Here is a 24819-nt window from a genome sequence, read left to right as displayed (position 1 = left end):
TGGAAGAGATTTCAGGCGCCGTCCGCCAAGCGGCGGAGTGTCCTGTCGATGACCGGCATAATATCGCAGACGGCCAGCTCGCCGGCCGCGAACCGAATGATTATAGCGTACACGACATGGTTGAGGATCAGCCGGATATCTTCGGCACGCCCAGGATCAACGTCGCGGAGGAGACCAAGCGTAACGGGCTTGACGGCGGTGAATCCTTGGATCTGGAGACGGTCTCCGCCTGGGCCGAACCGCGCACGCATGAACGCTTCGGCCATGCGCGGGTTCCGCTGCCACGGCTCGAAGATGTGACGGAACTGCTGCGTCAGCGCGTCGAAGAGCGGCAGATCCGGCTGGGATTCAGCCAGCGGCCGGTACACCTGCTCGTCCATCCAGGACTCGACCGCGGCAAGAATGAGCTCGTCGCGCGATGCGAAGTGCTTGTAGATCGTCGTGAGCGACACGCGAGCCTGCTGCGCGACCTCGGCCAGCTGCACCACCTCGGTCCCGCCGGCCGTGATCATTTCGGTCACGACCAGGAGGACGCGCTGTGCCGCCGAGCCGGATCCGCCGGCGGTCTGCTGGCCGTCCGCTTTCCGTGAGGCTGGCGGCGGGGTGTCCTCACCTCGATTCTTCATCGTGCGCGTGGCTCGTCGGGCCAGCTGTGAGCGCGGCAACGGCCCCGCCGTCGACCAGCAGGTCAGTGCCGGTGACGAACGTCGAGTGGGGTCCAGCCAAGAACTCCACCGCGGCCGCGATGTCGTGCGGAGTTCCGACCCTTCCCATCGGGCTCGCCGCAATCATGCCGCGCATCATGTCGCCACTCGCGCTCTCGAGTTCGGCTGCGCCCATCGGCGTCGAGATGATCCCGGGCGAGATCGTGTTGACTCTCGCGCGGCGGCGACCCCACACAAGGGATGCTGCTCGTACACGGACTTGATTCGCCCGCTTCGCGATCCCGTATGCGTGCCCCTGGTTGACGATGGCTGTCAGCTCCGGCAGATCGAGGAGCGACTCGGTCGGTGTCGTCGCCAAGCGCCGCTCGAAATCGGGATCCTGCGCGGCCAACGCGCCGGCCATGGATGCGATGAAGACCCCCGCACCGCCCGGTGCGATGACAGGGGCGAACGCGTCGAGCATCAACGCCGTGCCGAGGAGGTCGACACGCAAGATCGCGTTGACCGGAGCTTGGGCGGGAGACAGCCCCGCGGTGTGAACGACTACCCCGACGCGACCGAGCCGGCTCGCGGTGTCCGCCAACGCGGCGACGGCTTCGGCATCTGAGACGTCGGTCGGCTGCTCGACGATCTCGTAGCCCTCCGCTCGTAGCTCGCGCCCAACCGTGCCAACGACGGTCGAGCTGACATCGGCGAGCACGACCACTGAGCCGCAGCCCAGGCGCCGGGCGACGGCGGTTCCCATGCCGCCCAGGCCGGTGATGACTACAACTCTCGTTTCCTCGCCCACGGTGTCCCCCTTCATCTCGCCCTCTCCTCATCCTGGTGGCTGCCACCAGGACAGGTCCTACCGCACGCTCTCGCCACGAGCGATGGCCGCCACGGCGGCGCGTTTGTACAACGAGCGCGGTTGGGCCGCGCCGATGGCTTCCCGGGGCCGCGGCATTCGGCACGCGGTATCTGGAGCGGGTCGATCGTTCGTGCGGTCAGTTGAACGCCACCGCCGCGGCCGCGGCCTTCCAGTTGCGGGCCGAGGACGCCAGCCAGAAGCCGGCCTTCACAGTCTGGTCCGCGTCCTTGGCGAAGGCCGCGACGTAGTCGCTGCCGCCATGAGGGTATAGCTGTGCCAGCGTAGTGGCGTCGAAGGCAGAGGACGTCCCGAACGCGGCGCAGAAGGGCGAGGCGCCAGTGTTCACTTCGCCGGTGTTGCGCACGACAGGTACGTCGACGAGCGGCGTGCGGACCCCGCCGACGGCGATCCCGTGTGCATCTCTCGCGATGTTGATGTTGTCGCCTGAGCCGGTGAGCTCAAGGCGTGCCGCGCTCGGCGGGGGCGTGCCGTCCCGTACCCACTTCTCGAGGCCGGCGAGCGCGGCCACCACCACGGGCTGCTGCACGCCGGCATTGATAGTGGACGCGCAGGCGAGTGGCCCGTGTGTCAACTTCGTCGGGCCGAGCAGCGCGGCTTCCGCTGCCCCGTCCCCGTCGTCGCCCAGCCCGTTGTACGCGTCGACGTGCGACCCGCCCGCGATCTCCCACAGCCGGAAGTTGTCCGAATCCGGCTGTGTGGCGGAGGCGTATCCCAGCCAGCGGACGTCACTTTCGGTCTGGACCATCATGACCGGCACGTCGACATCATCGCGGATCTTCACTCCGTTCGGGATAGTCCGGTCGCCGCGGCTTTCCCCGTTGATCGCGAGTGACGCCGCGTCACCGCCGCGGCTGTGGATGAAAAACCCGTCATACACCTTCGCGAGCGGCTGCACCGCATCGACATACGAGGTGAGCCGGAAGGCCGACTGCGACTCCCCGTCGGCGATCACCCGCTTCACCTGGTAGCCCGCGAGCGGGTTCACACCCTTGCCGTCCCCGCGCACAGCAAGACCGGCCTGAGAGAAAATGTCATACGAGTACCCGTCACCGGGATGACTCAGCGATGCATACCGCACTGGATCGGTTGTCTTGAGTCCGCCGGGCGGCGCGGCCGCCGAAGACATGATGCTCGGGCCGCCCACGATGCCGGCGGCCTGCGCGGAAACGCCGATCCAGGCGGCATGCTCATCGAGGACGTAGTTGTGGTCCGTGAACCAGTCGAAAGGCACATCGAAGCCCGCGCTCACGTTCAGCCACTCGACGAACACCGTCCCGTCGAAATCGGCCGGATTCTGCGGCTTCCACATAACCATGCGCGTCTTGTACGGCGCGGTGGTGCTCTCCTTCACCTGCCACTTGCCGTCGACGCCAAGGGGGCCGACAGGCTGGTAGGCGGTCGCGGTGCCCTGGAGGAAGTACTCGTCAACCGAATAGCCGTACGTTGCCGGCTTGAGCGTCAGGTCGAGCAGCGCCGGCTGCCCCTTCCCGCCGGTCACCGGGCCGGTCACAGTCGGAGTCCGCGCAACGGACCGAGACGTCGTCGCCGACGTCGATGTGCCCGCCGCGCCGCTGCTCGAGCAGCCGGCGGCCACGACGGCCAGCGATAAGGCCGCCAGCGAGACGGCCCAGCGCCGCCCTGCTCGCGTCACGTTTTGCCCACTCATCGTCCACCTCAGCAGAACAGTAATCAGATTACTCTCGGGTGCGGGCACGCTAGTTCGCCTCCTCGCACGAAGTCAAGGAGCCCTTCTCAGATACGCCGGCCCCGTGGGGTCCGACGGAGCCGATCGGCGACGCGCCGAAGTGCTCGTGCGCTCGGGCGACGCCTGGTTCCTCTGGACGAGCCCCGCACCTTCCAGGACGGCGCAATGACGCGGCCCCACCACTTGCCTCTTCAAGGTGACGCTGACACGGCAACAGTCCTGGGCGGGCCGTCCAGCCGACGTTGCCCGGTCAGCGTCGGCTGGCACCGCCGGGAGACCCAGGAGATGATGGTGTCGGCGCAGTGGCGGTCGGTAAGGCCAGCTCGGGCCGGTAGACGACCAGCCTGCCCGCCCGTTCCCGCTTCGCCGCGTACATCGCCAGGTCTGCCTGGTGGAGCAGGATGTCAGGACTGGCAGGCAGGTTGGCGGGGTCAAGGGTGACCAGGCCGAGGCTAGCCCGAGGGGCGTATGGCCGCCCGGCCAGCGGGCAGGGCGCCTGGATCGCCGCCGCGAGCCGTTCGCCGACCATGCGGGGATCCACGGGGCCGCAGCCGGCGAGGATGATGGCGAACTCGTCGCCACCGAGCCGAGCGACGGTGTCCGTCGGGCGCGTCCCGGCCCGCAACCGTTTCGCGCTGATCTTCAGAAGCTCGTCTCCGACGGCGTGACCGAAGGTGTCGTTCACCTGCTTGAACTCATCGAGATCCAGGAACAGCACGGACAACGGCCGCGGACCGTCGACATTGTCGAGGTCACCACGGTCGTGTTCGAGCGCCCGCCCCAGCTGTCGGGTGAACATCGCCCGGTTCGCCAGACCGGTCAGCGGGTCGTGGAAAGCCTGGTGGTGCAACTGCCGCTCCCGCTTCCGCACCGCGGCGAGCAGCTGGGTGTTCTCCCGCAACGTGACTATTTGCCGGACCAAAGCCACCAGCAGCAGCCCGACCATGCCATAAGTCTCGAACCGGTCCAGTCCAACGCCGCCGAGCAGCTTGCCAACAGCCAGCGCCCCCGCCGCGCAGAGGACCCCGTAGGGCAGCATGGCGTGCATCCACATCGCCCGCGCGCTGGGCGAAACGAGGCGGTCCGGCCGCGAGGCGGCCGGGACTGGGACGAGCACGGCGAGGAACATCAGCAAGAATGCAATGATGAAGCCGATCAGAAGCCACGGTGGCAACTCGGTCCTGCCGTGCGCGACGCTGTAGACGAAGATGTTGCTGGTGATCCCGCTGGCTAGCAGGCCCAGGCCGAGGAAACCAAGCGCCGCGGGAGACCGGGGCCGCCGGAAGCTCGCGATCAGCACGACCGCCGTGGCTAGGACCAGGCCGCCCACCGGATAGGCCAAAGCCAGCACGAACTGGGTCAGGTTGGGAACATCCGCGCGTACCAAAGCGCCGAGCGCCGTCCCCCACTCCAGAAGGGCGAGCGAGCCAACTACCAGCGCACAGTCCAGCAGAGTGATCGCATACCAGCGGTAGGCACCGCTATGGCCGCCCATCGACTCCGTGGGCAGAGACAACAGCCCGGCCAGCGCCACCGCGTAGTTGACAAGGAAGAACGCATAGCCGCGGCCTATGTGACCGCTGACATCGGCCCCAGCCTGCAACATCAGCACAAACAGCAGGCTGCCGAGCAATCCACCGCCGGCCTGGATACCGATCAGCACCCGCCATCGGCGCTCGGCACCGCAAACCCGACGAGCGGTCCACAAACAGGCGGCCAGGGCCGCGCCTTGGGCGATGGCGTCGACCAGGTTCGTGCCGATCAAGCCGTGCCGCGGCTCCAGAAGTACCGCGAATGCGACGGCCAGCCCGACGAGCAACACGCAGATCGCGACGGCGTACCGCAACAACCGTGGCGTCCAACCCGCGCCGGTCGAACGCCACGGGGCCGACGTGACGCCAAGGACGCTGCGTAGTCGGACCATGACACAACACCCCAGGGTAAGTCTACCCACGCCCCGCTGGCGGCTCGTGATCCAGCGAAGGCACTTCTGGATCTGGCGGGGCCACGACGACCAAGCTCCGGGAGTCATCCGGCCACTCCGGCCACGAGCGGATCGCATGTTGCACTCAGTTGACGGCCGACTGAAGGACGTAACAGAATTCGCCCGGTCACCTGTCTAGTCGGAAGGTTCGAGTGGCCGTTATGCCAACGTTTCCCTTTCCAGGGCCGGCCCATCACACCGCGCTGCCCCCCGCCCGGCTGGGCGCCGGCGGTACCCGAATCCTCAGCGGCGTTCCGTACGCGAGCACGATGGGCAGCCGGCCCCTGGAGCTCGATCTCTACTTACCGCCACAGGGCCCCGCGCCGCTCACCCTGTTCTTCCACGGCGGCGGCTGGGCCCTGGGCAGCCGGCAGTTCATCGGATATGACCACGCCGGGATCAGCCCGAGCCCGTTCGAGCGGATGGCTACGGCGGGGATCGCCGTGGCCAGCGTCGACTACCGGCTCTCCGGGGAGGCAACCTGGCCGGCGCAGCTCCACGATGCCAAGGCGGCGGTCCGCTGGCTGCGCAGCAGGGCCGGGGAGATAGGCGTCGACCCCGAGCGGATCGCCGCCTGGGGTGAGTCCGCGGGGGCGCACCTCGCGGCGCTCCTGGGCCTGACCGGTGGCCATCCGGTCCTTGAGGGCGACGTCGGCGTGACGGGGCCGCCGAGCACGGTCGCGGCCGTCGTCACCTGGTACTGCCCCAGCGACCTGGCCGGCCTGGCCCACGACGTCGGGGCCGACCCCCTGGACGCCACCAGCCGGGAGGCCCGCCTCCTCGGCGCGCCTCCCGCGAGCGTTCCGGAGCTGGCGGCGGAGGCCAGTCCGGTCACTCATGTCAGTGGGGACGCGCCACCGTTCCTGCTGTTGCACGGCACGGCCGACAGCCTGGTCCCGCACGTGCAGAGCGAGCGCCTGCATGCGGCGCTGGAGGCCGCTGGAGCCAAGGCGCAGTCGCAGACCTTCGACGGGGCGAACCACATCTGGGTGGGCGCTCCGCATGCCGGCGCGGCGGCCCTGGACCGCACGATCGAGTTCCTCGTCGAGCAGTTCCGTCAGGCGCCCAGCCAGGCAGTCATGGAGCCTTCGTGAAGCCGAGGTCGCTGGTGTTCGACCTGTTCGGAGACTATCTGCGCTATCGGGGCGGCGAGGTCCGCCTGCGCGGCCTCGTCGCCCTGATGGGCTGCTTCGACGTCCCCGAGGCCACGGTCCGGGTGGTGGTGACCCGGCTGCGCAAGGAGGGCTGGCTGGAGAGCCGGCGCGAAGGCCGCGAGACGATCTACGCACTCACCCCGGCGGCCTGGAAGCTGTTCGACGAGGGCCGCGCGCGGATCTTCGACCGGGTGCGGGCCCCGTGGGACGGCCAGTGGCACATGGTGCTCTACACGGTGCCTGAGACCGAACGGACGCTACGCGACCAGCTGCGCAAGAAGCTTGCGTGGTGGGGCTTCGGGCCACTTTCTCCCGGCGTCTGGCTCAGCCCGCACAACCGGGTCGAGCAGGTCAAGGCGGAGTTTGTCGGCGAGCCCACGATCCAGCTCGACGTGTTCCGGTCCCGCTCCACCGGGCTGCGCTCCGATCGTGACATCGCCTCCCGAGCGTGGGACCTCAAGCAGCTGGACCGCGACTACGCCGACCTGCTCGACGTCTACCGTCCACGGCTGGCCGACTACCGCGCCGGCCGGCTGACGGGCGCTGCGGCGCTGGTGGAGCGCACCCGGCTGATCCACGACTACCGCCTCTTCCCGTTCCGCGACCCCGACCTGCCCCCCGAGCTGCTGCCCGAAGGCTGGCATGGGCGCCTGGCCGACGAGATCTTCCTCGAGGCGCACGGGTTCCTGCGACCGGCGGCCGACGCGTTCGTCGACGAACTGACCGCCACCAGCCCTTGATCACCCGATCTAGGCCCGATATGTTTCAAATTCTAGACGGTCGTCATAGACTTGACCCAGAACTCAGCTCTCGACGCGTGCCGCACGCGCGGCGACCCGTCTGACCCGAAGCGGGTGATCATGACTTCAGCGCTGTCCCCGAGCGTCTCCGCTCGGGATCAGGCCGAGCTCGACCAGCTCTACAAGCGCTTCGCCGCAGCGCACATGTCGCCGCTGTGGACCCACATCGGCGACCTGATGCCAGCCATCCCGCGGCCGGAGGCCGTGCCCATGGTGTGGCGTTGGCCCACGCTGCTGGGCCTGGCCGAGCGCGCCGGCGTTCTCGTGCCGGTCGGCCGCGGCGGGGAGCGCCGCGCGATCGCGCTGGCCAACCCCGGCCTGGCCGGTGCGCCGTACGCCACGCCGACGCTGTGGGCGGCGGTCCAGTACCTCGGCCCACGCGAGAAGGCCCCGGCCCACCGGCACAGCCAGACCGCGTTCCGGTTCGTGATCGACGGCGAGGGGGTGTGGACCAACGTCGAAGGCGACCCGGTCGCGATGCGGCGCGGCGACCTCCTCCTGACACCGGGCATGCACTTCCACGAGCACCACAACACCACCGACCGGGCGATGGCCTGGGTCGATGGGCTGGACATTCCGCTGGTGCGGCAGATCGATGCGGGGTTCTTCGAGTTCGGCCCGGACGAGCTGGGCACCCAGGCCACACCCGCCTCGTCCCGCAACGAGCGGCTCTGGGGTCACCCGGGGCTCACCCCGGTCGGTGCGCCGACGCCGAAAGCGTCCCCGTTGATGGCCTATCGATGGGAGCACACCGACGCCGCGCTGACCGCACAGCTCGACCTGGAGCTCGAGGGCCACCCCGGCGTCGTCGAGCCGGGCCACGCCGTGGTCCGGTTCACCAATCCGGCCACGGCCCGAGATTGTCTGACCACCATGCGCTGCGAGATGCACCGGCTGCGCCCCGGCACCCGCACCGCCGTCACCCGCTCCACCGGGTCGTCCGTGTACCAGATCTTCGCGGGCTCAGGCGTCGTCCGGATCGGAGACGAACGCTTCGAGGTGGGAACCGGTGACCTTTTCGCCGTGCCGTCCTGGGCACCACTGGGACTGATGTCAGAACCCGGCTTGGACGCGTTCCGCTACTCGGACGAGCCGGTATTCGAGGCCCTTGGCCTAGCCCACACCGAGCGTGAGGAGATGGCGTAATGCGGCTCGCGACCATTCGGGTAAGCACTGGTACCGCCGCGGCGCGCGTGGACGACGACGGCGCCGTGGAGGTGGGCGCCGCCGACGTCGGCGAGCTGCTCGCGCGGCCCGGCTGGAAGACGGCTGCCGAACAGGCGGCTGGCCCGCGCCACGCGCTCGACACGCTTGACTACGCACCCGTCGTGCCTGCCCCACGCAAGGTGCTGTGCGTCGGGCTCAACTACCGCACCCACATCCTGGAGATGGGCCGCCAGCTGCCCACCCACCCGACGCTGTTCGCGAAGTTCGGGCGGGCGCTCGTCGGCGCCTTCGACCCCGTCGTGCTGCCGGCCGGTTCGCGGGAGGTCGACTGGGAGGCTGAGCTCGGCGTCGTCATCGGCGCCGAGGTCCGGCACGCCACACCCGGGCAGGCCGCCGCCGCCATCGCCGGCTACACCGTGGTCAACGACGTCACCGCCCGCGACTTCCAGTACCGCACGACGCAATGGCTGCAGGGCAAGACCTTCGAACGCAGTACGCCCGTCGGGCCGTGGCTGGTCACCGACACAGAGCCAGGCGAGATCTCCTGCGACGTCGACGGCGAGCAGGTCCAGAAGGCCCACACCGCGGATCTCGTCTTCGGACCGGCCGACCTCGTCGCGTACATCTCACAGATCATCACGCTGGAGCCGGGAGACCTCATCGCCACCGGCACCCCGGGCGGCGTCGGGCACGCCCGCAAGCCACCGCGTTACCTGTCAGCTGGTTCACGGATGGTGACGCGGATCGAGGGTATCGGCGAGCTGCGCAACACGTTCGTCGAGGAAGCCTGATGCGCATCGCCGTTGCCGGAGGAGGCCCCGGCGGGCTGTTCTTCGCCACCCTGGTCCGGCGGGCCCTCCCGTCGGCCGAGGTCACCGTGTTCGAGCGCAACCGCGCCGAGGACACCTTCGGCTTCGGAGTCGTGTTCTCGGACCGCACCCTGGCCGGCATCGACCAGGCAGACCCGGTGCTGCGCGAGGCGCTGAGCACGCACGGACGCCACTGGGAGGACATCGAAGTCCGGGTCAAGGGCGAGCGGATCCGCTGCGGTGGTAACGGAATGGCCGCGATCGCCCGGCAGGCCCTCCTGTTCCTCCTGCAGCAACGCGCCGAACAGGCCGGCGCCCGGCTGCGGTTCACCACGCCGGTGTCGCTGACCGGCCTCGGCGGCTATGACCTCCTCGTGGCCGCCGACGGCACCAACTCCACCGTCCGGGGCCAGCTCGGCACCGACCTGGGCGTCGAGGTCGACACTGCCACCGCGAAGTTCATCTGGTTCGGCACCGACTACCTGTTCGGCGGCCTCACCTTCGTGCACGAACGCGGCCCGGATGGCATCTTCGCCGTACACGGCTACCCGATCTCCGACCGCGTCTCCACCTTCATCGTCGAGACGGACGAGGCGTCCTGGCGCCGCGCCGGCCTCGACGAGTTCGACGTGACCCAGACGCCCGGCGCCAGCGATATGAAGTCGAAGGCATACCTGGAGAAGCTGTTCGCGGACCAGATCGACGGCAGGCGGCTGCTCACCAACAACTCCCGCTGGGCCAACTTCCGCACCCGCCGCACCCGCCGCTGGCACACCCTGAGCCCGCGGCCCGTGGTACTGCTCGGCGACGCCGCGCACACCGCGCACTTCTCCGTCGGCTCGGGCACGAAGATGGCGATGGAGGACGCGATCGCGCTCGCCGCCAGCCTGGGCGAGCACCCCGATGACCTCCCCGCCGCCCTCGCCGCGTACGAGGTGGCCGCGCAGCCACCCGTCCGCCAGATCCAGGACTCCGCGCGGCCCAGCCTCTCCTGGTGGGAACACTTCGGCCGTTACCACGACGCGTTCGAACCGTGGCAGTTCGCCTACCATTTCCTCACCCGCAGCATCACCGACGCACGACTTGCGCGCCGCGCCCCCGCCTTTGTCGCCGCCAGCCATGAGGCGTGGACCGCGCTGCACGGCGCCGAGCCCCTGCAGACCCCGGTCTTCCACGCCGGCTGGGCCGCGTCGGAACGGGTTCTGCGCGTCACCACCGAACCGGACGGCACGCCATGCACCGTCGATGGCCTTCCGCTGTCGACGCACCCGCGCCCCGCCCCGTGGGGCGCCCTGCTCACCGCCCCCGACGACGAGGCCGGACTCGCTGACGCGGCCCGCCGGCTGGTGAGCCTCATCGTCGACGCGGCCCCGGTCCTCGTCGCGGTCCACGGGGGAACCCCGCTCACGCGTACCTTGCTGTGCGAGCACGCCCGGATGGAGCTCGGCCTGCCCGCGCTGCTCATCGAACCGACGCTCGACCAGGACCACGCCGTGACCGCGGTGCTGTCCGGCCGTGCCGACCTCGTCGGCGTCGCCGCATGAGCCGCACTGCGCCCGCCGCGCTGACGGCAGACGAACGCCTGACCGCACTGTTCGACCCGCGGGGCATCGCGGTCGTCGGAGCGTCTCGCGGCCCCGGCAAGCTCGGTGCCGCGCTGGCACGCTCCCTCGCGCCGTTCGCCGCCACCGGGCGGCGCCTGGCACTGGTCAATCCGCGCGACGACACGATGTACCGGACGGTCACCGACGCGGCGCAGGACGGGCCGATCGATCTGGTGACGATCTGCGTCCCGGCCGCGGCCTGCGCGCCGGTCCTCGCCGAAGCCGCCGGCGCCGGCGCCGGCGCCGCTGTGATCTGCGGGGGTGGGTTCGCCGAAGCCGGCGGTCCCGGCGTCGGGTACCAGCACGACCTGGCCCGTATCGTCGCGGAGACCGGCATCCGGCTTCTGGGCCCCAACACGAGCGGATTTCTCGCCCCGCACAGGAGCCTCACCGCCAGCTTCGTGCCCGGCGCCGGAACCGTCCCGGCCGGGTCGGTCGCGATCGTGGCGGCCAGCGGCGGCGTCAACCATGCTCTGGCGTTCATGCTCACCGAGGCCGGACACGGGATCAGCCTCGCTGTCGGGCTCGGCAACGCCGTCGACGTGTCGGCCCCCGACGTCCTCGACCACCTCGCCGGCAACCCGGCGACCCGGGCCGTCGCACTGCACGTCGAGTCCGTCCACGACGGGCCGCGTCTCGTCGACAGTGTCCGTCGACTCGCCCGGTCCCGGCCCGTCGTCGCGCTCGTCGTCGGCCGGTACGACATCGGTGCCTTCGCCGCCTCGCACACCGGCGCCCTGGCCACGTCCTGGCAGACCACCCGGGCGGCACTCGCACAGGCCGGCGCCGTCCTGGTGTCCGACGAGCGCGAGCTGGTCGACGCGGTCGGCGCACTCGCCGTCACGCGCGCGCGGCCCACTATCGATCCCGGGGTCGGCCTGGTCACCGCTCAGGCCGGCCCCGGGCTGCTGCTGTTGGACGACCTCAAAGGCCGGCGAACCCGCATCCCCGATCTGACGGCGGCCACCCAGGACCGGCTCGCCCAGCTGTTACCGCCGCTGACCTTCCAGCGCAACCCCGTCGACACTGGCCGGCCCAGCGAGGTCCTCAGCGAGGTTCTCACGGCCGTGAGCGACGATCCGGGTGTCGACGTCATCGCCGCCTACGCCCTGCACGAGCCCGACGCGGTCGACCTCGTCGCCGCGGCCAGCACCGGCCGCCGCCCGGAGGTACCCCTGGTGCTGGGCCTCGGCGGCGTCGGTGCGGCCGTCGACCACGACCGGCGTGCCCTCCTCGCTGCCGGGGTCGCGGTCGCCAGCAGCCCGCGCGGCGTGGCGGCCGCCGTCGCCGCGCTGACCTCCGACGCCCACGCCCGCGCGGCCACGGCCAGCGGCATCGGCACGACCAGACCCGCCGGTCCTGTGGTCCACGGCGTCACCGGCGCACACGACGAGGACCAGGCCAAGCACCTGCTCGACCAGCTCGGCATTCGCACGCCGCGGCGCCGCGCCTGCACCGACAGGGCCGCCGCGCACGCGGCGCTTGCCGAGCTGGGAGCCCCGGTGGCGGTGAAGGTGCTTGACGGGGCAATCCTGCACAAGAGCGAGGCCGGGGGCGTGCACCTCGACATCCACAGCGCCGCGGACCTCGACCGAGCGCTCGACCGGCTCGACGCGATCGGGGCGCACAGGTATCTCGTCGAATCCATGGCGCCGAGCGGCATCGACCTCATTGCCGGCGCGCGCCGCGACCCGGTCTTCGGGCCAATCGTGCTCGTCGGCCTGGGCGGCACAACCGCGGAGGCCGTGGCCGACGTGGCAATCCGCCTCGCTCCCATCGACCCTGCCCACGCCGCTGCCATGCCCTGCGACCTGGCCGCACGAGAGGCCCTCTTCGGATGGCGCGGCGGCCCGGCCCTTGACACCAGCGAGCTCGGCCGAATCCTCGCCGCACTCGGTGATCTGCTCACCGCCAACCCGGCGCTCGACGAGATCGAGGTCAACCCGATCCGGCTGACAACAGACGGCCTCGTAGCGCTCGACGCCGTGGTCATCACCAGGGATGTTGATGATGCCCAGCCCGATCTCTGACCACATCGTCCCGTGGCCCCCGGCCGAGGCGCGGCGGTTCATCGCCGAAGGCTACTGGCCGGGCACACCGCTCGGCGCGCTCCTGCGCTCCGTGGCCGACCGGGCACCGCAGGCGCCAGCCGTCGTGGACCCCGGCGCGGACGGCGGACGCGGTGTGCAGCTCACCTACGCTGACCTGCTCGACCGCGCAGACGCGGTCGCCGTGCGCCTGCACGACCTGGGCATCTGTCGCGGCGACCGGATCGTCGTGCAGCTTGGCAACGGCTGGGAGTTCGTCGTACTCACGATCGCCTGTCTGCGCGCCGGCGTCGTGCCCGTCATGGCTCTGCCCGGACACCGCCGTGCCGAGCTGACCTACCTCGCCACCCATGCCGAAGCCGTCGCGATGGCCGTACCGGACCAGCTTCGCGGCTTCGACCACCAGCAACTCGCGGATGCCCTCGCCGGGCCGGTCACCGCGGTCACCGGCGCCGCGTGGCATGTGCTCGTCGCTGGTGACCACATCGCGCCCGGAAGTGTCGACCTGCGGGCGCTGTGCGCACCTTCCGAATCACCGGACGCGGCCCGGTCCCAGATGGACGCCACCGCACCGGACGCGCCCGACATCGCCGTGTTCCTGCTGTCCGGTGGTACCACCGGGCTTCCCAAGCTCATCGCCCGTACCCACAACGACTACGCCTACAACGCCCAAGCCAGCGCCAGGATCAGCGGGATCGACGCCAACACCACATACCTCGTGAATCTGCCGGCCGGGCACAACTTCACCCTTGCCTGTCCCGGCATTCTCGGCACCCTGCTCAGGGGCGGCCGCGTCGTCACCGTCACGTCGCCGGAGCCCGCCCGCGCCTTCGCGACGATCGCCGCGTACGGCGTCACGCATACCGCCGTCGTCCCAGCTGTCGTCGGCCGCTGGCTGGACTACGCCAACGAGCACGGCGCCGGGCAGCTGGCCAGCCTGCGCGTCCTGCAGGTCGGCGGGGCCCGGCTGGCCGACGAGCTCGCCCGCGCCGTGAAACCCATCCTCGGGACGACCCTCCAACAGGTGTTCGGCATGGCCGAAGGGCTGCTCAACTTCACCCGGCTCGAGGACCCCGACGAGGTCATCTGCACCACCCAGGGCCGTCCGCTGTCGCCGGCCGACGAGGTCCGGCTCGTCGACGAGCTCGACCGCGAGGTACGCCTCGGGCAGTCTGGCTCGCTGCTCACCCGCGGGCCATACACCCCCCGCGGCTACTACCGCGCCGCCGAGCAGAACGCCCGCGCCTTCACCGCGGATGGCTGGTACCGCTCCGGCGACATCTGCCGGTGGACACCCGACGGGAACCTCGTCGTCGAGGGCCGCGACAAGGATATGATCAACAGGGGCGGTGAGAAGATCTCCGCGGAAGAGGTGGAGAACCTCGTCTACCTGCTGCCGGCCGTCAGCCAGGTCGCTGCCGTGGCCATGCCCGACCCGGTCCTCGGCGAGCGGGTCTGTGTCTACGTCGTGCCGCGTCCCGGCACGACCACCACACTGCAGGACGTTCGCGAGACGATGGAAAAGGCCGGAGTCGCCCGGTTCAAACTCCCCGACCGGCTCGTCCTCGTTGGCCGACTTCCCATCACCAACGTCGGCAAGATTGATAAGAAGGCTCTCCGCGCCGACATCGCCCAACGGATCGCGACGGGCGCTATGGCATGACCGGCCGGCACGATATCTCCGTCACCCTGCCCTGGCTCCGAGAGGGCACCACCCATCTGCTCAGTCAGGTCGCCAAGCTAACCGACGACGAGTTCCGTACACCCAGCCTCCTGCCCGGCTGGACCCGCGGACATGTCATCGCGCACGTCGCCCGCAACGCCGAAGCCCTCGGCCGGCTGGTGGACTGGGCCCGAACCGGCGTCGAATCCCGGATGTACTCCAGCGCTGGGCAACGTGCCGACGAGATCGCCCGGACCGCGGCCGAGGCCGCACCCATCCTGCGCCAGGACGCCGCCAGCACCGCCCAAGCCCTGGACCACAGCCTCGCCCAGCTCAGCGACGAGCAATGGCACAGGCAGATCCGCAGCGCGCTCGGCCGGGTCATTCCCGCCGCCGAGGTGCCATGGCTACGCATCCGCGAGGTGTGGCTGCACGCCGTTGACATCGACACCGGCGCGACCGTCCACGACATCCCCGCCGATATCATCGACCTGCTCCTCGATGACGTCACCACCACACTCTCCGCGAAACCCGGCTGCCCCTGCCTCGTCCTGGCACCAACCGACCGCGAACGTGCCTGGGCGCTGGGCGGCGCCGGGCAGCACGCCGGACCGCACCCTGCGGTCCGCGTGCCGGCAGCCACCACCGCCGGCTGGCTGACCGGCAGACCCGCCTTCAATGATCTTCCAATATCGTTGCCGCCACTACCGGCCTGGCTATAAGGCACTGCCCCACATCCCTACGCCGGCGCACCGCCGAATGTGACGCAAGCTGGCCCGCCATCGTGGGCCATCGAACCGTCCTTGGCGAGTCCGGCTTCATTGAGGTTGAGGTCGATGGCCCGGCAACAGGACGGCTGAGAACTCCTAGCGCCTGACCCGCCGGTCCCCGTTCGCCCCACCCTCCGTCTGGTTCCGCATCAAGTCACGACAAGGAGCATGCAATGACCAAGGAAATCCGCACCCATAAGGACTGGACCGCGCTTCCGGGGCGGCCCGCGCCGTTCGTACTGCGGTCCGGGGAGGGGGAGCACTCGATCGTTGTGGATCAGATCGCCACGGTCATGCTGAGCGGCAAGGAAACCGGCGGCCAGTTTGGCCTCCAGATCGTCGAGGGCCCGCGTGGCGACGTGATCCCGGCTCATCTGCACCCCGACGCGCACCACACCATCTGGGTTCTGAACGGTGCCGTGCGGGTGTGGGCCGACGACCGCAATGGCCTCAGCATGGCCACGACGCTCGAACGGGACGACTTCCTGTTCATCCCGGCCGGGACGCTGCACACCTACCAAATCGTGTCCGGTACCGCACGGATGGCCGGGATCAACACCGGCGGGTTCGAGCGGTTCGTACACGCCATGGGCGTGCCGACCGGGCAGAAGGATCTCCCGGTCGGGCCGATTCCGCCTGTCGCCGAGGACTACCAGGCCGCCGGCGTGGAATTCGGCATCGAATTCCATCCGGAATGGGACCCCACCGGCGCACAGCGCTGAGCGGCGTTACACCGCGACGGGCCGAAACGGTGGCTGATCCCTCGTGGACCGTTTTGACCGCCCACCCCGGCCTGACATGACCGGCACCGTCTCTTGATTATTCCGCCGAGGAGGAGTGTCACCGTGTCCGCTGATGAGCCGGGTCTGGTCGACGTCCACGCCCACTTCGTCACCGATTCCTACGTCACCCAGGCGAGTGCTGCCGGCCACGGGCGACCCGACGGCCTGCCGGCCTGGCCCGGCTGGTCGGCCGAGGAGCACCTGGAACTGATGGACCGTTGCGGCATCGACACCGCGCTGCTGTCCCTCTCGTCGCCAGGCGTGCATTTCGGCGACGACGCCGCCGCCCGCGAGCTCGCCCGGGAAGTCAACGAGTTCGCGGCCCAGGTTGTGGAGGAGCACCCAGGCCGCTTCGGCCTGTTCGCGACCCTGCCACTGCCCGATGTCGACGGGGCGCTGAGCGAGATCGCGTACGCCTTCGACACGCTCAGCGCCGACGGCGTGGTCCTGGAGACGAACGCCCACGGCATCTACCTCGGTGACCCGAAGCTGGAGCCGGTCTTCGCCGAACTCGGCCGCCGCGGCGCGGTTGTGCTCCTGCACCCCACGTCCCCGGCGTGCTGGGAGAAGTCCGCGCTCGGACGCCCCAGCCCTATGATCGAGTTCATCTTCGACACCGCCCGAAGCGTCACCGACCTGCTGTTCGCCGGCACCCTCGAGCGCCAGCCTGAGCTGAAGGTCGTCGTCCCGCACTGCGGCGGGGCACTTCCCGTGCTCGCGGACCGCATCAACGCCTTCATGCAGCTGTTCATGGCCGGTCAGGAGACCGCCGCCCCCGACGCCGCCGCCCAGTTGCGCCGCCTGTACTACGACACGGCAGGCACCCCCTTCCCCCGCCAGATCCCGGCGCTGCTGGGCCTGGCCGACCCGGAGCGGCTGCTGTACGGCAGCGACTACTGCTGGACCCCGGCGCCGGCCGCCCAGGCCCACGCCGCCTCCTTCGATGCCGCCGAGGCGCCGGTCAAGGGCGCCAGCTGGCGGTCCTTGACCACCGCCAATGCCCACCGCCTGCTGCCCAAGCTCGCACGCTGATCCCACCCCACCGCAACCTCCCCGAGGACGAGTCATGGCCCCGATCGACCCATCGCGCTTTCCCTTCGCGCTCCTTGCCCCGCCCGATCCGGCGGCCCTGCCGCTGCCCCCGGCGGCATACCCCGTCCCAGGCGTACGGCAGCTGCGCGGCGCCATCTACGCTTTGCCGGAAGGCCAGCGCCCGCTGGAGCTCGACCTGTGGCTGCCCGACGGCACCCCGGACGGCGCGCCGCCCCCGCTCGTCGTCTTCGTCCACGGCGGAGCCTGGCGCATGGGCCGGCGCGACACCTTCGGCCCCCGTTTCAGGGCCTGGCAGCCCGACCCCTTCGCGCGGCTGGCCCAGGCCGGCCTCGCCGTCGCCTCCCCCTCGTACCGGCTCAGCGGCGAGGCCACGTACCCCGCCCAGCGCGACGACCTGGCCGCTGCCCTCGCCTGGCTGCACACCCGCGCCAAGGAGATCGGGCTCGACACCAGCCGCACCGTGCTGTGGGGTGAAGCGGCCGGGGGCCACCTGGCCGCCTTGATCGCGCTCACCCTCCGCGGCGCCGAGGACACCGCGACCATCACCGGCTGCGTCACCTGGTACGCGTCCAGCGATCTGAACGCGCTTGCCGCCGACCACCCCGACGGCGTCTACGACGCCCACGATCCCCATACGTTCGAAGCGCGCCTACTCGGTGCCCCGGCGGGCGACGACCCCGCATTCGCCCGGGACGCCAGCCCCGTCTCGCATGTCACCCCCGACGCGCCCCCCTTCCTCATCCTGCACGGCACGGAGGACGCCCTCGTTCCCAGCGGCCAGTCCGTCCGCCTCGCCGAGGCACTGCGCGAGGCGGGCACCACACCGGACCTGCTCCTGATCAAGGGCGGCAATCACCTGTGGGTCGGGCTGCCTGACGCCGGCGTCGAGGAAGTGTTCAACCGCACGCTCGACTTCATCGTGGGTCACACCCGCCCGGCCGGCGCCTGACGCCGCGCCCGGCCGCGCCGTACCAGCCAAGCAGCAGAAGGAAGATCACCGCAAATGATCGTTGTCCGCGGCACGACCGTTGAAGTTCCGACCCAGGACGGCGCCGCCGACGCCTACCTGGTTCACCCCGCCGACAATGCCGCCCACCCGGCGGTACTGCTCTACATGGACGCCTTCGGCCTGCGCCCCGGGCTGATGGGGATGGCCGACCATCTCGCTGGCGCGGGCTACACCGTGCTGGTCCCCAACCTCTTCTACCGCCACGGGCAGGCCCCGGTCGTCGCTCTCCCCGACTTCATCGACTCGGCCCATCGCCCGGCCTTGTTCGAGCAGATCCGCCCGATCGCGGCGGAGCTGACCCCGGACCGCGCGATGCGCGACGCCGACAGCTACCTGGCCTGGCTAGCCGCGCGCCCGGAAACCACAGGTGGACCAGCCGGCGTCGCCGGCTACTGCCTGGGCGCCGGCCTCGCCCTGCGCACGGCGGGGACCTACCCCGAGCGCGTCGCGGCCGCAGCCGGTTTCCACGGTGCGCGCCTGGCCACCGACGCCCCCGACAGCCCGCATCTGCTCGCCGACCGGATCACGGCAGAACTGTACTTCGGCCACGCCGGCGAGGATCCCTCGCTGCTTCCCGAAGAGGTCGAACGCCTCGACAAGGCACTCGCCGCGGCCGGCGTCCGCCACCGCACGGAGGTCTACGCCGGCGCACAGCACGGCTACACCCAGGCCGATACCGTGGTCCACGACACCGGCGCCGCCGCGCGGCACTGGGCCGCGCTGCTGGATCTCCTCAGCCGTGTTCTGAAACCTACGGGTGCGTGATGACCGACATCCCACAAGGGGTCACGGGGCCCGACGCGGCGCACGGCCCGGCGGACCGCCGGGCGCGCGACCGGGCGCAGCCCGTGCCGCACCGCCGGACCCTCGTGACCTCCGGTCTCGTGCCGCCCTGGTACCGGCAGGCGGGGCCGCTGACCGTCGTCCTGCTCGTCACGGCGTACGCGGCGCTCTGGGTCGCCGCACGGCCCGCCGGCGTCGCGACGGTCACCTTCCTCGGCCAGCTCGCGGGCGCCGAGACGATACTCCTGCTCTCTGTCGGCCTGGTTCTGGTGAGCACCCTGCCGTGGGTCGAGCGTTGGTTCGACGGCATCGACCGGGCCGCGATCTATCACCGCAGGGCCGCGATCGCCGGCCTGGTCCTCCTGGTGCCACACGTGGCCCTGGCCACCAACCCGGCACCGAGCGGGCCAGGCCCGGCCCTCGCGGCGGTCGCGACGATCGGCCTGCTCGCACTCGTCGTGTGGTCGGTGCTGCCGCGGTGGCGATCGGTGCTGCCGCCTGTCCTGCACCGGGTAACCGAACGCGCGACCCGACTGCCCGGCGTCGCCCTCGTCCGCCGCATCCTCGGCGGCTACGAGCGCTGGCGCAGCTTCCACCGGCTCACCGGCCTGTTCGTCGCGGCCGGGTTCCTCCACGGCCTCCTCGACGCGACGACGTTCGGCTCGCCGGCGCTGCGCTGGTCCTACGTAGCCATCGCCGGCGCCGGGCTGGCGTTCTACGTCCACCGCGAGCTCTTCGCCCGCCGGTACCTGCCGCTGCACGACTACCAGGTCGACCGGGTGACGACCGTCGGCGACGGGCTCGTCGAGATCGAGCTGCGGCCGCTCGGCAGCCGGCTCGACTTCGTCCCTGGCCAGTTCGCGATGCTCTTCCTCGAGGCTCGCGACGGCTGGCACCGGCACCCGTTCACCATCGCGAGCGCCCCCGGCGAGCACGTCGTCCGGTTCACGGTCAAGGCGCTCGGGGACTGGACTGGCGGTCTCGCCGACCTCGTCGAGCCGGGGATGCCCGCGGTGATCGCCGGGCCGCACGGCCGATTCACCCACCGCAAGGGCACCGCGCACCAGGTCTGGGTGGCCGGCGGCGTCGGGGTGACACCGTTCCTGTCGTGGCTGCGCACGCTCGAAGAGCAGCCCGTCCACGGCGAGGTCGACTTCTTCTACACCTCGGCCGAGGACCCGGTGCCGTACGCCGAGGAGATCACGGCAATCGCGGCCCGGCACGCCGGCGTCCGGGTACACGTCGTCCGCAGTGCCGTCGACGGCCGGCTCACCCCGGCGACCGTGCTCCGCCTCGCCACTGCCCCGCCACGGGACCTGTCGGTGTTCCTCTGCGGCCCCGAGCCGCTCGTCGAAGCGATGACCGAAGGCCTGCGGGCCGGCGGCGTCCCCGCCGGCCGGTTCCACCGTGAGTACTTCGACTGGCGCTGACGAGGCTCGGCCCCGCTCGGCCCACCGCTGCGCCGGTGGGGTGTGGTGTGGAGTGCGGGCCCAGGCACACGTGGTCCGGCCAGGAAGGCATCCCCCCTTGACGCGACCCCCCAGGCCGCCTAGCGTGGAAAGCCATACTATGAATCGTTTCAATTTGCTCCGCCCGGCGGGCCGCCCTCGTCTCCCGGTGCGCCCGCCTGACAAGGCGAGAAGGTCCGCTGGGCCGGGTCGGGCGTCCCTGGATTCCGCACCCTCGTCGCCGGCCCCTGACGGCGGCAAGCAGCTCGCCAGCCAGCACGGGCGGGCCGCGAGGCCGCTCGCGCCGGGCCCGGCCGACCAGCCGCCGGCGATCCGCGTCCCGTGTTCCTGCCCTCCGTGCGCCGGACGCGGTCACGCGGCCGTCACCTATTCCCTACGGCCCCGTTTCGGCGCCGGCGACGGCTCGAAAATTTCACCGAAGTATTGACCAGGTTAAGCTCGACAGCTTACATTCCTTCGTATCGTCTCGTCCGGCCTGCACCAATCCAGCGCCGGACATCACTCGGATCGTCCGGCACGTTCCTGCCGGTGAGAGGGACGCCTGCGATGGCAACTGTCAACTTCGCCAAGGTCAGTAGAAGCTACCCGGGTAGCACAAGCCTGGCGGTGGACACGCTCGACCTTCAGATCGCGGACGGGGAGTTCCTCGTCCTTGTCGGCCCGTCGGGCTGCGGCAAGTCCACTTCGTTACGCATGCTCGCTGGGCTCGAGGAGGTGGATTCCGGGGAGATCTGGATCGGCGACCGCGAGGTCACCGATGCCGCTCCGAAGGACCGGGACATCGCCATGGTCTTCCAGAACTACGCGCTCTACCCGCATATGACCGTCGCCGACAACATGGGTTTCGCGCTGAAGATTGCCGGCGTCGGGAAAGACGAGCGCCACCGGCGGATCAGCGAAGCCGCGAAGCTGCTGGACCTCGAGCCCTATCTGGAGCGGAAGCCGAGAGCGCTTTCGGGCGGGCAGCGGCAACGGGTCGCGATGGGACGAGCCATCGTCCGGGAACCGCAGGTGTTCCTGATGGACGAGCCGCTGTCCAACCTGGACGCCAAGCTGCGCGTTTCCACCCGCACCCAGATCGCTTCCCTGCAGCGCCGGCTGGGGATCACCACCGTCTACGTCACCCACGACCAGGTCGAGGCGATGACAATGGGTGATCGGGTGGCCGTTCTCAAGGCCGGCAAGCTGCAACAGGTCGATGCTCCGCTCGCCCTCTACGAGCGGCCGGCCAACGCCTTCGTGGCCAGCTTCATCGGGTCACCCGCGATGAACATCGCCGAGGTGCCGCTGCGCAACGACGGTGTCCAGCTCGGCGATGCCGTCATCCCGCTACCGCGCGAGACCGCGCAGGCAGCGGCCGCCGAGGGCGCCACGACGGTGACAGTCGGGTTCCGGCCTGAGGCGTTGGAGGTGAACGGCGGCGGCCCGGCCTTCGAGGCCTTGATCAATCTTGTCGAGGAGCTCGGCCCCGACGCCTACCTCCACGGAAGCATCGTCTCCCCTGTGCTGGCCTCGCCCGCGGAAGAGGGCAAGAACGCCGACGTGGTAGCGCGAGTCAGCCCCCGCGGCGTCCCGCAGCGGGGCGAGAAGGTCCGGATGAGCATTCGCGAAGGCGAGCTCCACGTGTTCTCCGTCAAGACCGGTCTGCGCCTGCCCGGCTGAACCAGCTTCACGGCGCGTCCCACGGAACTCATTCCGTGGGACGCGCCGTGATTCCGTAGAAGCCGGATACCGGCCAGGGTAAGACGGGTAAGACCGATCGACGGCAAACGGATGTCAGGCCGAGCAGCGGTCCGGTGTGTCCCGGCCGGACCGCTGCTCGGCGTGAGCGTGGTTACCCGACAGTGCGGCATGACCGCGGCCAGGGGTTTCGACGGTGTGCTTCCCGGGCCCCAGGGTGAGCCGCTCACGCCCGGGGAGCTCCACCATCCCGGCGCATCCCTCGGGCACCGTGACGCGGGCGGTCATTCCGTCCCCGGTCAGCTCCCAGGACAGCGCCGCCGTCCCGTACGGAGTCTCGTGGCGGGTGTTCGCCCACGTGATTCCGCCGCCGGGACGCGGCCTGTAGGCAATGGTGCGGTAGCCGGGCGCTGCTGGGGCGATGCCTCCGACGACGCGGTGCAGCCAGTCAGCCACGGCACCGAAGGCATAGTGGTTGAACGACGTCATGCCGCCGGGGTTGAGGCTGCCGTCGGGGCGCAGGCTGTCCCAGCGTTCCCAGATCGTGGTCGCTCCCCGGGTCACAGGGTAGAGCCAGGAGGGGCACTCGGTCTGCTTCAGCAGCCGGTAGGCGACGTCCAGGTGTCCTGTATCCGTCAGGGCATCGCAGATGAGTGGGGTGCCGACGAACCCGGTGGCGACGCGGGCGTCTTCCGCCAGGACCAGGGCGGCGAGCCGGTCGCCGGCGGACTGGCGCTGCGCGGGGTCGACGAGCAGGCCAAAGGCGAGGGCCAAGCAGTAGGCGGTGGGGCTGTCGCTCGTCAGGCGGCCGGACGGCAGCACGTAGCGGCGGCGGAAGGCCCGCGCGACGTCGTCGGCCAAGGTGGCGTACCGCGCCGCGGCGCCGGAGTCGCCAAGCTCCGCCGCCGACCAGGCCAGGAGCCGGGCCGACCACGCGAAGTAGGCGGTGGCGACGAGGTAGCGGTCGGTCCGCGAGGCCGCCGGGTCGTCGGGCGGAGCGGAGGGGTCGAGCCAGTCCCCCAACTGGAACCCGGTGTCCCACAGCAGGCTGGGTCCGGCGAGCCGTGCCACGAGGTCGACCCAGGCCTGGCCCGCGGGGAACTGCCGGCGCAACAGCTCACGGTCGCCGAAACGCTCGTAGAGCACCCAGGGAGCCACGGTCACGACGTCGCCCCAGGCGGCACCGGGACGGATCGGAGTCCACAGCGGGCCGCCGGGGATCACGGGGACATACCAGGGGACAGCGCCGTCCGGCCGCTGTTCGATGGCGACGTCGGTGAGCCAGGAGTCGAGCATCCCGGCGCAGTCATACAGGAAGCTCGCGGTGGGGGCGAAGATCTGCAGGTCGCCCGTCCAGCCGAGCCGTTCGTCGCGGGCCGGGCAGTCGGTGGGGATGTCCACGAAGTTGCCGCGCATACTCCAGACGACGTTCTCGTGGAGCCGGTTGATCAGGTCGTCACTGCACTCAAACCAACCGGTGCGGCGCATGTCGGTGTGGTGGACCAGCGCGGTCACGGCGTCGGTGTTCAGCTCGCCCGGCCAGCCAGTGACCTCTGCGTAGCGGAAACCGTGCAGGGTGAACCGCGGCTGCCAGCTGCGCGGCCCGTCGCCCGCCGTAATGTACGTGTCGGTCGCGCGGGCTTCCCGCAGCGGCCGGGTGGCCAGTTCTCCGTCCTGCAGAACTTCCGCATGCCGCAGGGTGATGGCGGTCCCGGCCGGGCCGTCGACGGTGATACGCAGCCGCCCGACGAGGTTCTGGCCAAAGTCGAGCAGGTAGCGGCCGTCCGGTCGGCGGGTGATCGCGACCGGGCTGACCTCCTGGGTGCACCGCACCGGCGGGCCTTGCGGCGCGACGAGGGTGCGGGGGTCGCGGGTGCCGACGGCGACCGGCGCCCAGCCGGCCGTGCGTTCGGCGAATGGCGTCGCCCAGTTCGGGTTGTCCAGGCGAGCGTCGAAGACCTCGCCCTCGTACAGGCCGCTGGCCATGACCGGCCCGGGCGCGGCGACCCATGAGGAGTCCGTCGCGATGACGGTGCGGGTGCCGTCGTCGTGGGTGACCTCGAGCTGAGCGATCAGGGACAGGTCAGCGCCGTAGATGTTGCGGGTCCCGCCGTTGAAGCCGAGACGGCCCCGGTACCAGCCATCGCCGAGCCACGCGCCGATGGTGTTGGCACCCTCGGACAGCTGGTCGGTGATGTCGTAGGTGCGGTAGCGCAGCCGCGCGTGGTAGACGGTCCACCCGGGAGCCAGGACGTCGTCACCGACCCGCTTTCCATTGATCTCCGCTTCGAACAGGCCGTGGGCGGTGATGTACAGACGGGCGCGCGCGACGCGCCGGGCGAGGGTGAAGTCCCTACGTACCCGGACCGGACGCCGGTCGCTGTCAGGGATTTCGAGCGAGTCCGCGCGGACGGGGACGGCGAGCCAGTCCGACGCCGCCAGCAGGCCAGCCTCGACGGCTCCCGGCGGGCTCCAGTCGGACGGCTCATCAGGTCGTTCCCCGGCCCAGACCCGGACCCGCACGGTGACACGCTCACGGGACGCGAGCGGTACGCCAGGCCAGGGAACCAGAACCTGGTCGGAGCTGTCGATGCGGCCAGTGCGCTGCACGTGGCCGCATCGGTCCAGCTCAATCTCATACCCGGCCTGGACCCCGGCGCCGGCCGGAAGCACCCATGACAGACGCGGTTCGGCGACCCCGACGCCGATGCCGTCCCGAAGGTGCTCGAACGACACCGGGCCAGGCTGGCGGAGCATGCATCAGACCTTCCGTGACGGCGCGGTGCCCCAACCTGCGGCACCG

General features: G+C 70.5%; 19 protein-coding genes. 14 read left to right on the top strand and 5 right to left on the bottom strand.

Annotated features, from left to right (window positions below):
* Positions 1-11: 11 nt before the first annotated feature.
* The 4 genes from FRADC12_RS19995 to FRADC12_RS19980 all read right to left on the bottom strand — a co-directional run bounded on the left by FRADC12_RS19995 (position 12) and on the right by FRADC12_RS19980 (position 5165).
* Positions 12-626 carry a TetR/AcrR family transcriptional regulator gene (locus tag FRADC12_RS19995; RefSeq protein ID WP_084011061.1) on the bottom strand — a complete coding sequence of 205 codons (615 nt, stop codon included), beginning with the start codon at positions 624-626 and terminating at the stop codon, positions 12-14.
* Positions 610-1470, bottom strand: coding sequence for an SDR family oxidoreductase (locus FRADC12_RS19990; RefSeq protein WP_045877775.1), 861 nt, complete (start codon positions 1468-1470; stop codon positions 610-612). Before FRADC12_RS19990 ends, FRADC12_RS19995 begins: the two co-directional genes overlap by 17 nt.
* 181 nt (positions 1471-1651) lie before the next feature.
* Positions 1652-3046 carry an alpha/beta hydrolase domain-containing protein gene (locus FRADC12_RS19985; protein ID WP_052711033.1) on the bottom strand — a complete coding sequence of 465 codons (1395 nt, stop codon included), beginning with the start codon at positions 3044-3046 and terminating at the stop codon, positions 1652-1654.
* A 445-nt stretch (positions 3047-3491) separates the two neighbouring features.
* Positions 3492-5165, bottom strand: coding sequence for a GGDEF domain-containing protein (locus FRADC12_RS19980; RefSeq protein WP_045877774.1), 1674 nt, complete (start codon positions 5163-5165; stop codon positions 3492-3494).
* A gap of 221 nt (positions 5166-5386) precedes the next feature.
* Between FRADC12_RS19980 and FRADC12_RS19975 the strand changes: the two genes are divergently transcribed.
* From FRADC12_RS19975 to FRADC12_RS19910, 14 genes are all read left to right on the top strand, one after another.
* On the top strand, positions 5387-6319 hold the full coding sequence (locus FRADC12_RS19975; RefSeq protein WP_052711032.1) for an alpha/beta hydrolase: 933 nt from the start codon (positions 5387-5389) through the stop codon (positions 6317-6319).
* Positions 6316-7119 carry a PaaX family transcriptional regulator gene (locus FRADC12_RS19970; RefSeq protein WP_045877773.1) on the top strand — a complete coding sequence of 268 codons (804 nt, stop codon included), beginning with the start codon at positions 6316-6318 and terminating at the stop codon, positions 7117-7119. The genes FRADC12_RS19975 and FRADC12_RS19970 overlap by 4 nt, the downstream gene beginning before the upstream one ends.
* A gap of 120 nt (positions 7120-7239) precedes the next feature.
* The gene (locus tag FRADC12_RS19965; protein WP_045879914.1) at positions 7240-8325 is read left to right on the top strand and encodes a cupin domain-containing protein; all 1086 of its coding nucleotides are present in this window, start codon (positions 7240-7242) and stop codon (positions 8323-8325) included.
* Entirely contained in the window at positions 8325-9137 is an 813-nt protein-coding gene (locus FRADC12_RS19960; RefSeq protein ID WP_045877772.1) for a fumarylacetoacetate hydrolase family protein, read from the top strand. The genes FRADC12_RS19965 and FRADC12_RS19960 overlap by 1 nt, the downstream gene beginning before the upstream one ends.
* A complete protein-coding gene (locus FRADC12_RS19955; protein ID WP_045877771.1) occupies positions 9137-10699 on the top strand; it encodes an FAD-dependent monooxygenase in 1563 nt (520 codons plus the stop codon). Before FRADC12_RS19960 ends, FRADC12_RS19955 begins: the two co-directional genes overlap by 1 nt.
* Positions 10696-12789 carry an acetate--CoA ligase family protein gene (locus tag FRADC12_RS19950; protein ID WP_045877770.1) on the top strand — a complete coding sequence of 698 codons (2094 nt, stop codon included), beginning with the start codon at positions 10696-10698 and terminating at the stop codon, positions 12787-12789. Before FRADC12_RS19955 ends, FRADC12_RS19950 begins: the two co-directional genes overlap by 4 nt.
* Complete coding sequence (locus tag FRADC12_RS19945; RefSeq protein ID WP_045877769.1) at positions 12770-14470, top strand: (2,3-dihydroxybenzoyl)adenylate synthase; 1701 nt, start codon at positions 12770-12772, stop codon at positions 14468-14470. Before FRADC12_RS19950 ends, FRADC12_RS19945 begins: the two co-directional genes overlap by 20 nt.
* On the top strand, positions 14467-15192 hold the full coding sequence (locus FRADC12_RS19940; RefSeq protein ID WP_045877768.1) for a maleylpyruvate isomerase family mycothiol-dependent enzyme: 726 nt from the start codon (positions 14467-14469) through the stop codon (positions 15190-15192). Before FRADC12_RS19945 ends, FRADC12_RS19940 begins: the two co-directional genes overlap by 4 nt.
* A gap of 221 nt (positions 15193-15413) precedes the next feature.
* Positions 15414-15962 (top strand): quercetin 2,3-dioxygenase, encoded by a 549-nt coding sequence (locus FRADC12_RS19935; protein WP_045877767.1) that lies wholly within the window; start codon positions 15414-15416, stop codon positions 15960-15962.
* A 123-nt stretch (positions 15963-16085) separates the two neighbouring features.
* A complete protein-coding gene (locus FRADC12_RS19930; RefSeq protein WP_045877766.1) occupies positions 16086-17054 on the top strand; it encodes an amidohydrolase family protein in 969 nt (322 codons plus the stop codon).
* Positions 17055-17088: 34 nt separating this feature from the next.
* Positions 17089-18024, top strand: coding sequence for an alpha/beta hydrolase (locus FRADC12_RS19925; RefSeq protein ID WP_045877765.1), 936 nt, complete (start codon positions 17089-17091; stop codon positions 18022-18024).
* A gap of 54 nt (positions 18025-18078) precedes the next feature.
* Complete coding sequence (locus FRADC12_RS19920) at positions 18079-18849, top strand: dienelactone hydrolase family protein (protein ID WP_045877764.1); 771 nt, start codon at positions 18079-18081, stop codon at positions 18847-18849.
* Positions 18849-20297 (top strand): ferredoxin reductase family protein, encoded by a 1449-nt coding sequence (locus FRADC12_RS19915; protein WP_084011059.1) that lies wholly within the window; start codon positions 18849-18851, stop codon positions 20295-20297. Before FRADC12_RS19920 ends, FRADC12_RS19915 begins: the two co-directional genes overlap by 1 nt.
* A gap of 585 nt (positions 20298-20882) precedes the next feature.
* On the top strand, positions 20883-21998 hold the full coding sequence (locus FRADC12_RS19910) for an ABC transporter ATP-binding protein (RefSeq protein WP_045877763.1): 1116 nt from the start codon (positions 20883-20885) through the stop codon (positions 21996-21998).
* A 114-nt stretch (positions 21999-22112) separates the two neighbouring features.
* Here FRADC12_RS19910 and FRADC12_RS19905 read toward each other — a convergent pair whose 3' ends face one another.
* Complete coding sequence (locus tag FRADC12_RS19905) at positions 22113-24773, bottom strand: family 78 glycoside hydrolase catalytic domain (protein WP_084011058.1); 2661 nt, start codon at positions 24771-24773, stop codon at positions 22113-22115.
* Positions 24774-24819 lie beyond the last annotated feature (46 nt).

The sequence above is a fragment of the Pseudofrankia sp. DC12 genome, assembly GCF_000966285.1.
Classification (GTDB): domain Bacteria; phylum Actinomycetota; class Actinomycetes; order Frankiales; family Frankiaceae; genus Pseudofrankia.
The sequence above is the reverse complement of the archived record's forward strand: the minus strand, read 5'-3'. Positions and strand labels throughout refer to the sequence as shown.

Coding starts and splice junctions, on each gene's coding strand:
- FRADC12_RS19995 (WP_084011061.1), bottom strand. CDS start 626: ATGAAGAATCGAGGTGAGGACACCCCGCCGCCAGCCTCACGGAAAGCG.
- FRADC12_RS19990 (WP_045877775.1), bottom strand. CDS start 1,470: ATGAAGGGGGACACCGTGGGCGAGGAAACGAGAGTTGTAGTCATCACC.
- FRADC12_RS19980 (WP_045877774.1), bottom strand. CDS start 5,165: ATGGTCCGACTACGCAGCGTCCTTGGCGTCACGTCGGCCCCGTGGCGT.
- FRADC12_RS19975 (WP_052711032.1), top strand. CDS start 5,387: ATGCCAACGTTTCCCTTTCCAGGGCCGGCCCATCACACCGCGCTGCCC.
- FRADC12_RS19965 (WP_045879914.1), top strand. CDS start 7,240: ATGACTTCAGCGCTGTCCCCGAGCGTCTCCGCTCGGGATCAGGCCGAG.
- FRADC12_RS19960 (WP_045877772.1), top strand. CDS start 8,325: ATGCGGCTCGCGACCATTCGGGTAAGCACTGGTACCGCCGCGGCGCGC.
- FRADC12_RS19955 (WP_045877771.1), top strand. CDS start 9,137: ATGCGCATCGCCGTTGCCGGAGGAGGCCCCGGCGGGCTGTTCTTCGCC.
- FRADC12_RS19950 (WP_045877770.1), top strand. CDS start 10,696: ATGAGCCGCACTGCGCCCGCCGCGCTGACGGCAGACGAACGCCTGACC.
- FRADC12_RS19945 (WP_045877769.1), top strand. CDS start 12,770: ATGCCCAGCCCGATCTCTGACCACATCGTCCCGTGGCCCCCGGCCGAG.
- FRADC12_RS19940 (WP_045877768.1), top strand. CDS start 14,467: ATGACCGGCCGGCACGATATCTCCGTCACCCTGCCCTGGCTCCGAGAG.
- FRADC12_RS19935 (WP_045877767.1), top strand. CDS start 15,414: ATGACCAAGGAAATCCGCACCCATAAGGACTGGACCGCGCTTCCGGGG.
- FRADC12_RS19925 (WP_045877765.1), top strand. CDS start 17,089: ATGGCCCCGATCGACCCATCGCGCTTTCCCTTCGCGCTCCTTGCCCCG.
- FRADC12_RS19920 (WP_045877764.1), top strand. CDS start 18,079: ATGATCGTTGTCCGCGGCACGACCGTTGAAGTTCCGACCCAGGACGGC.
- FRADC12_RS19915 (WP_084011059.1), top strand. CDS start 18,849: ATGACCGACATCCCACAAGGGGTCACGGGGCCCGACGCGGCGCACGGC.
- FRADC12_RS19910 (WP_045877763.1), top strand. CDS start 20,883: ATGGCAACTGTCAACTTCGCCAAGGTCAGTAGAAGCTACCCGGGTAGC.
- FRADC12_RS19905 (WP_084011058.1), bottom strand. CDS start 24,773: ATGCTCCGCCAGCCTGGCCCGGTGTCGTTCGAGCACCTTCGGGACGGC.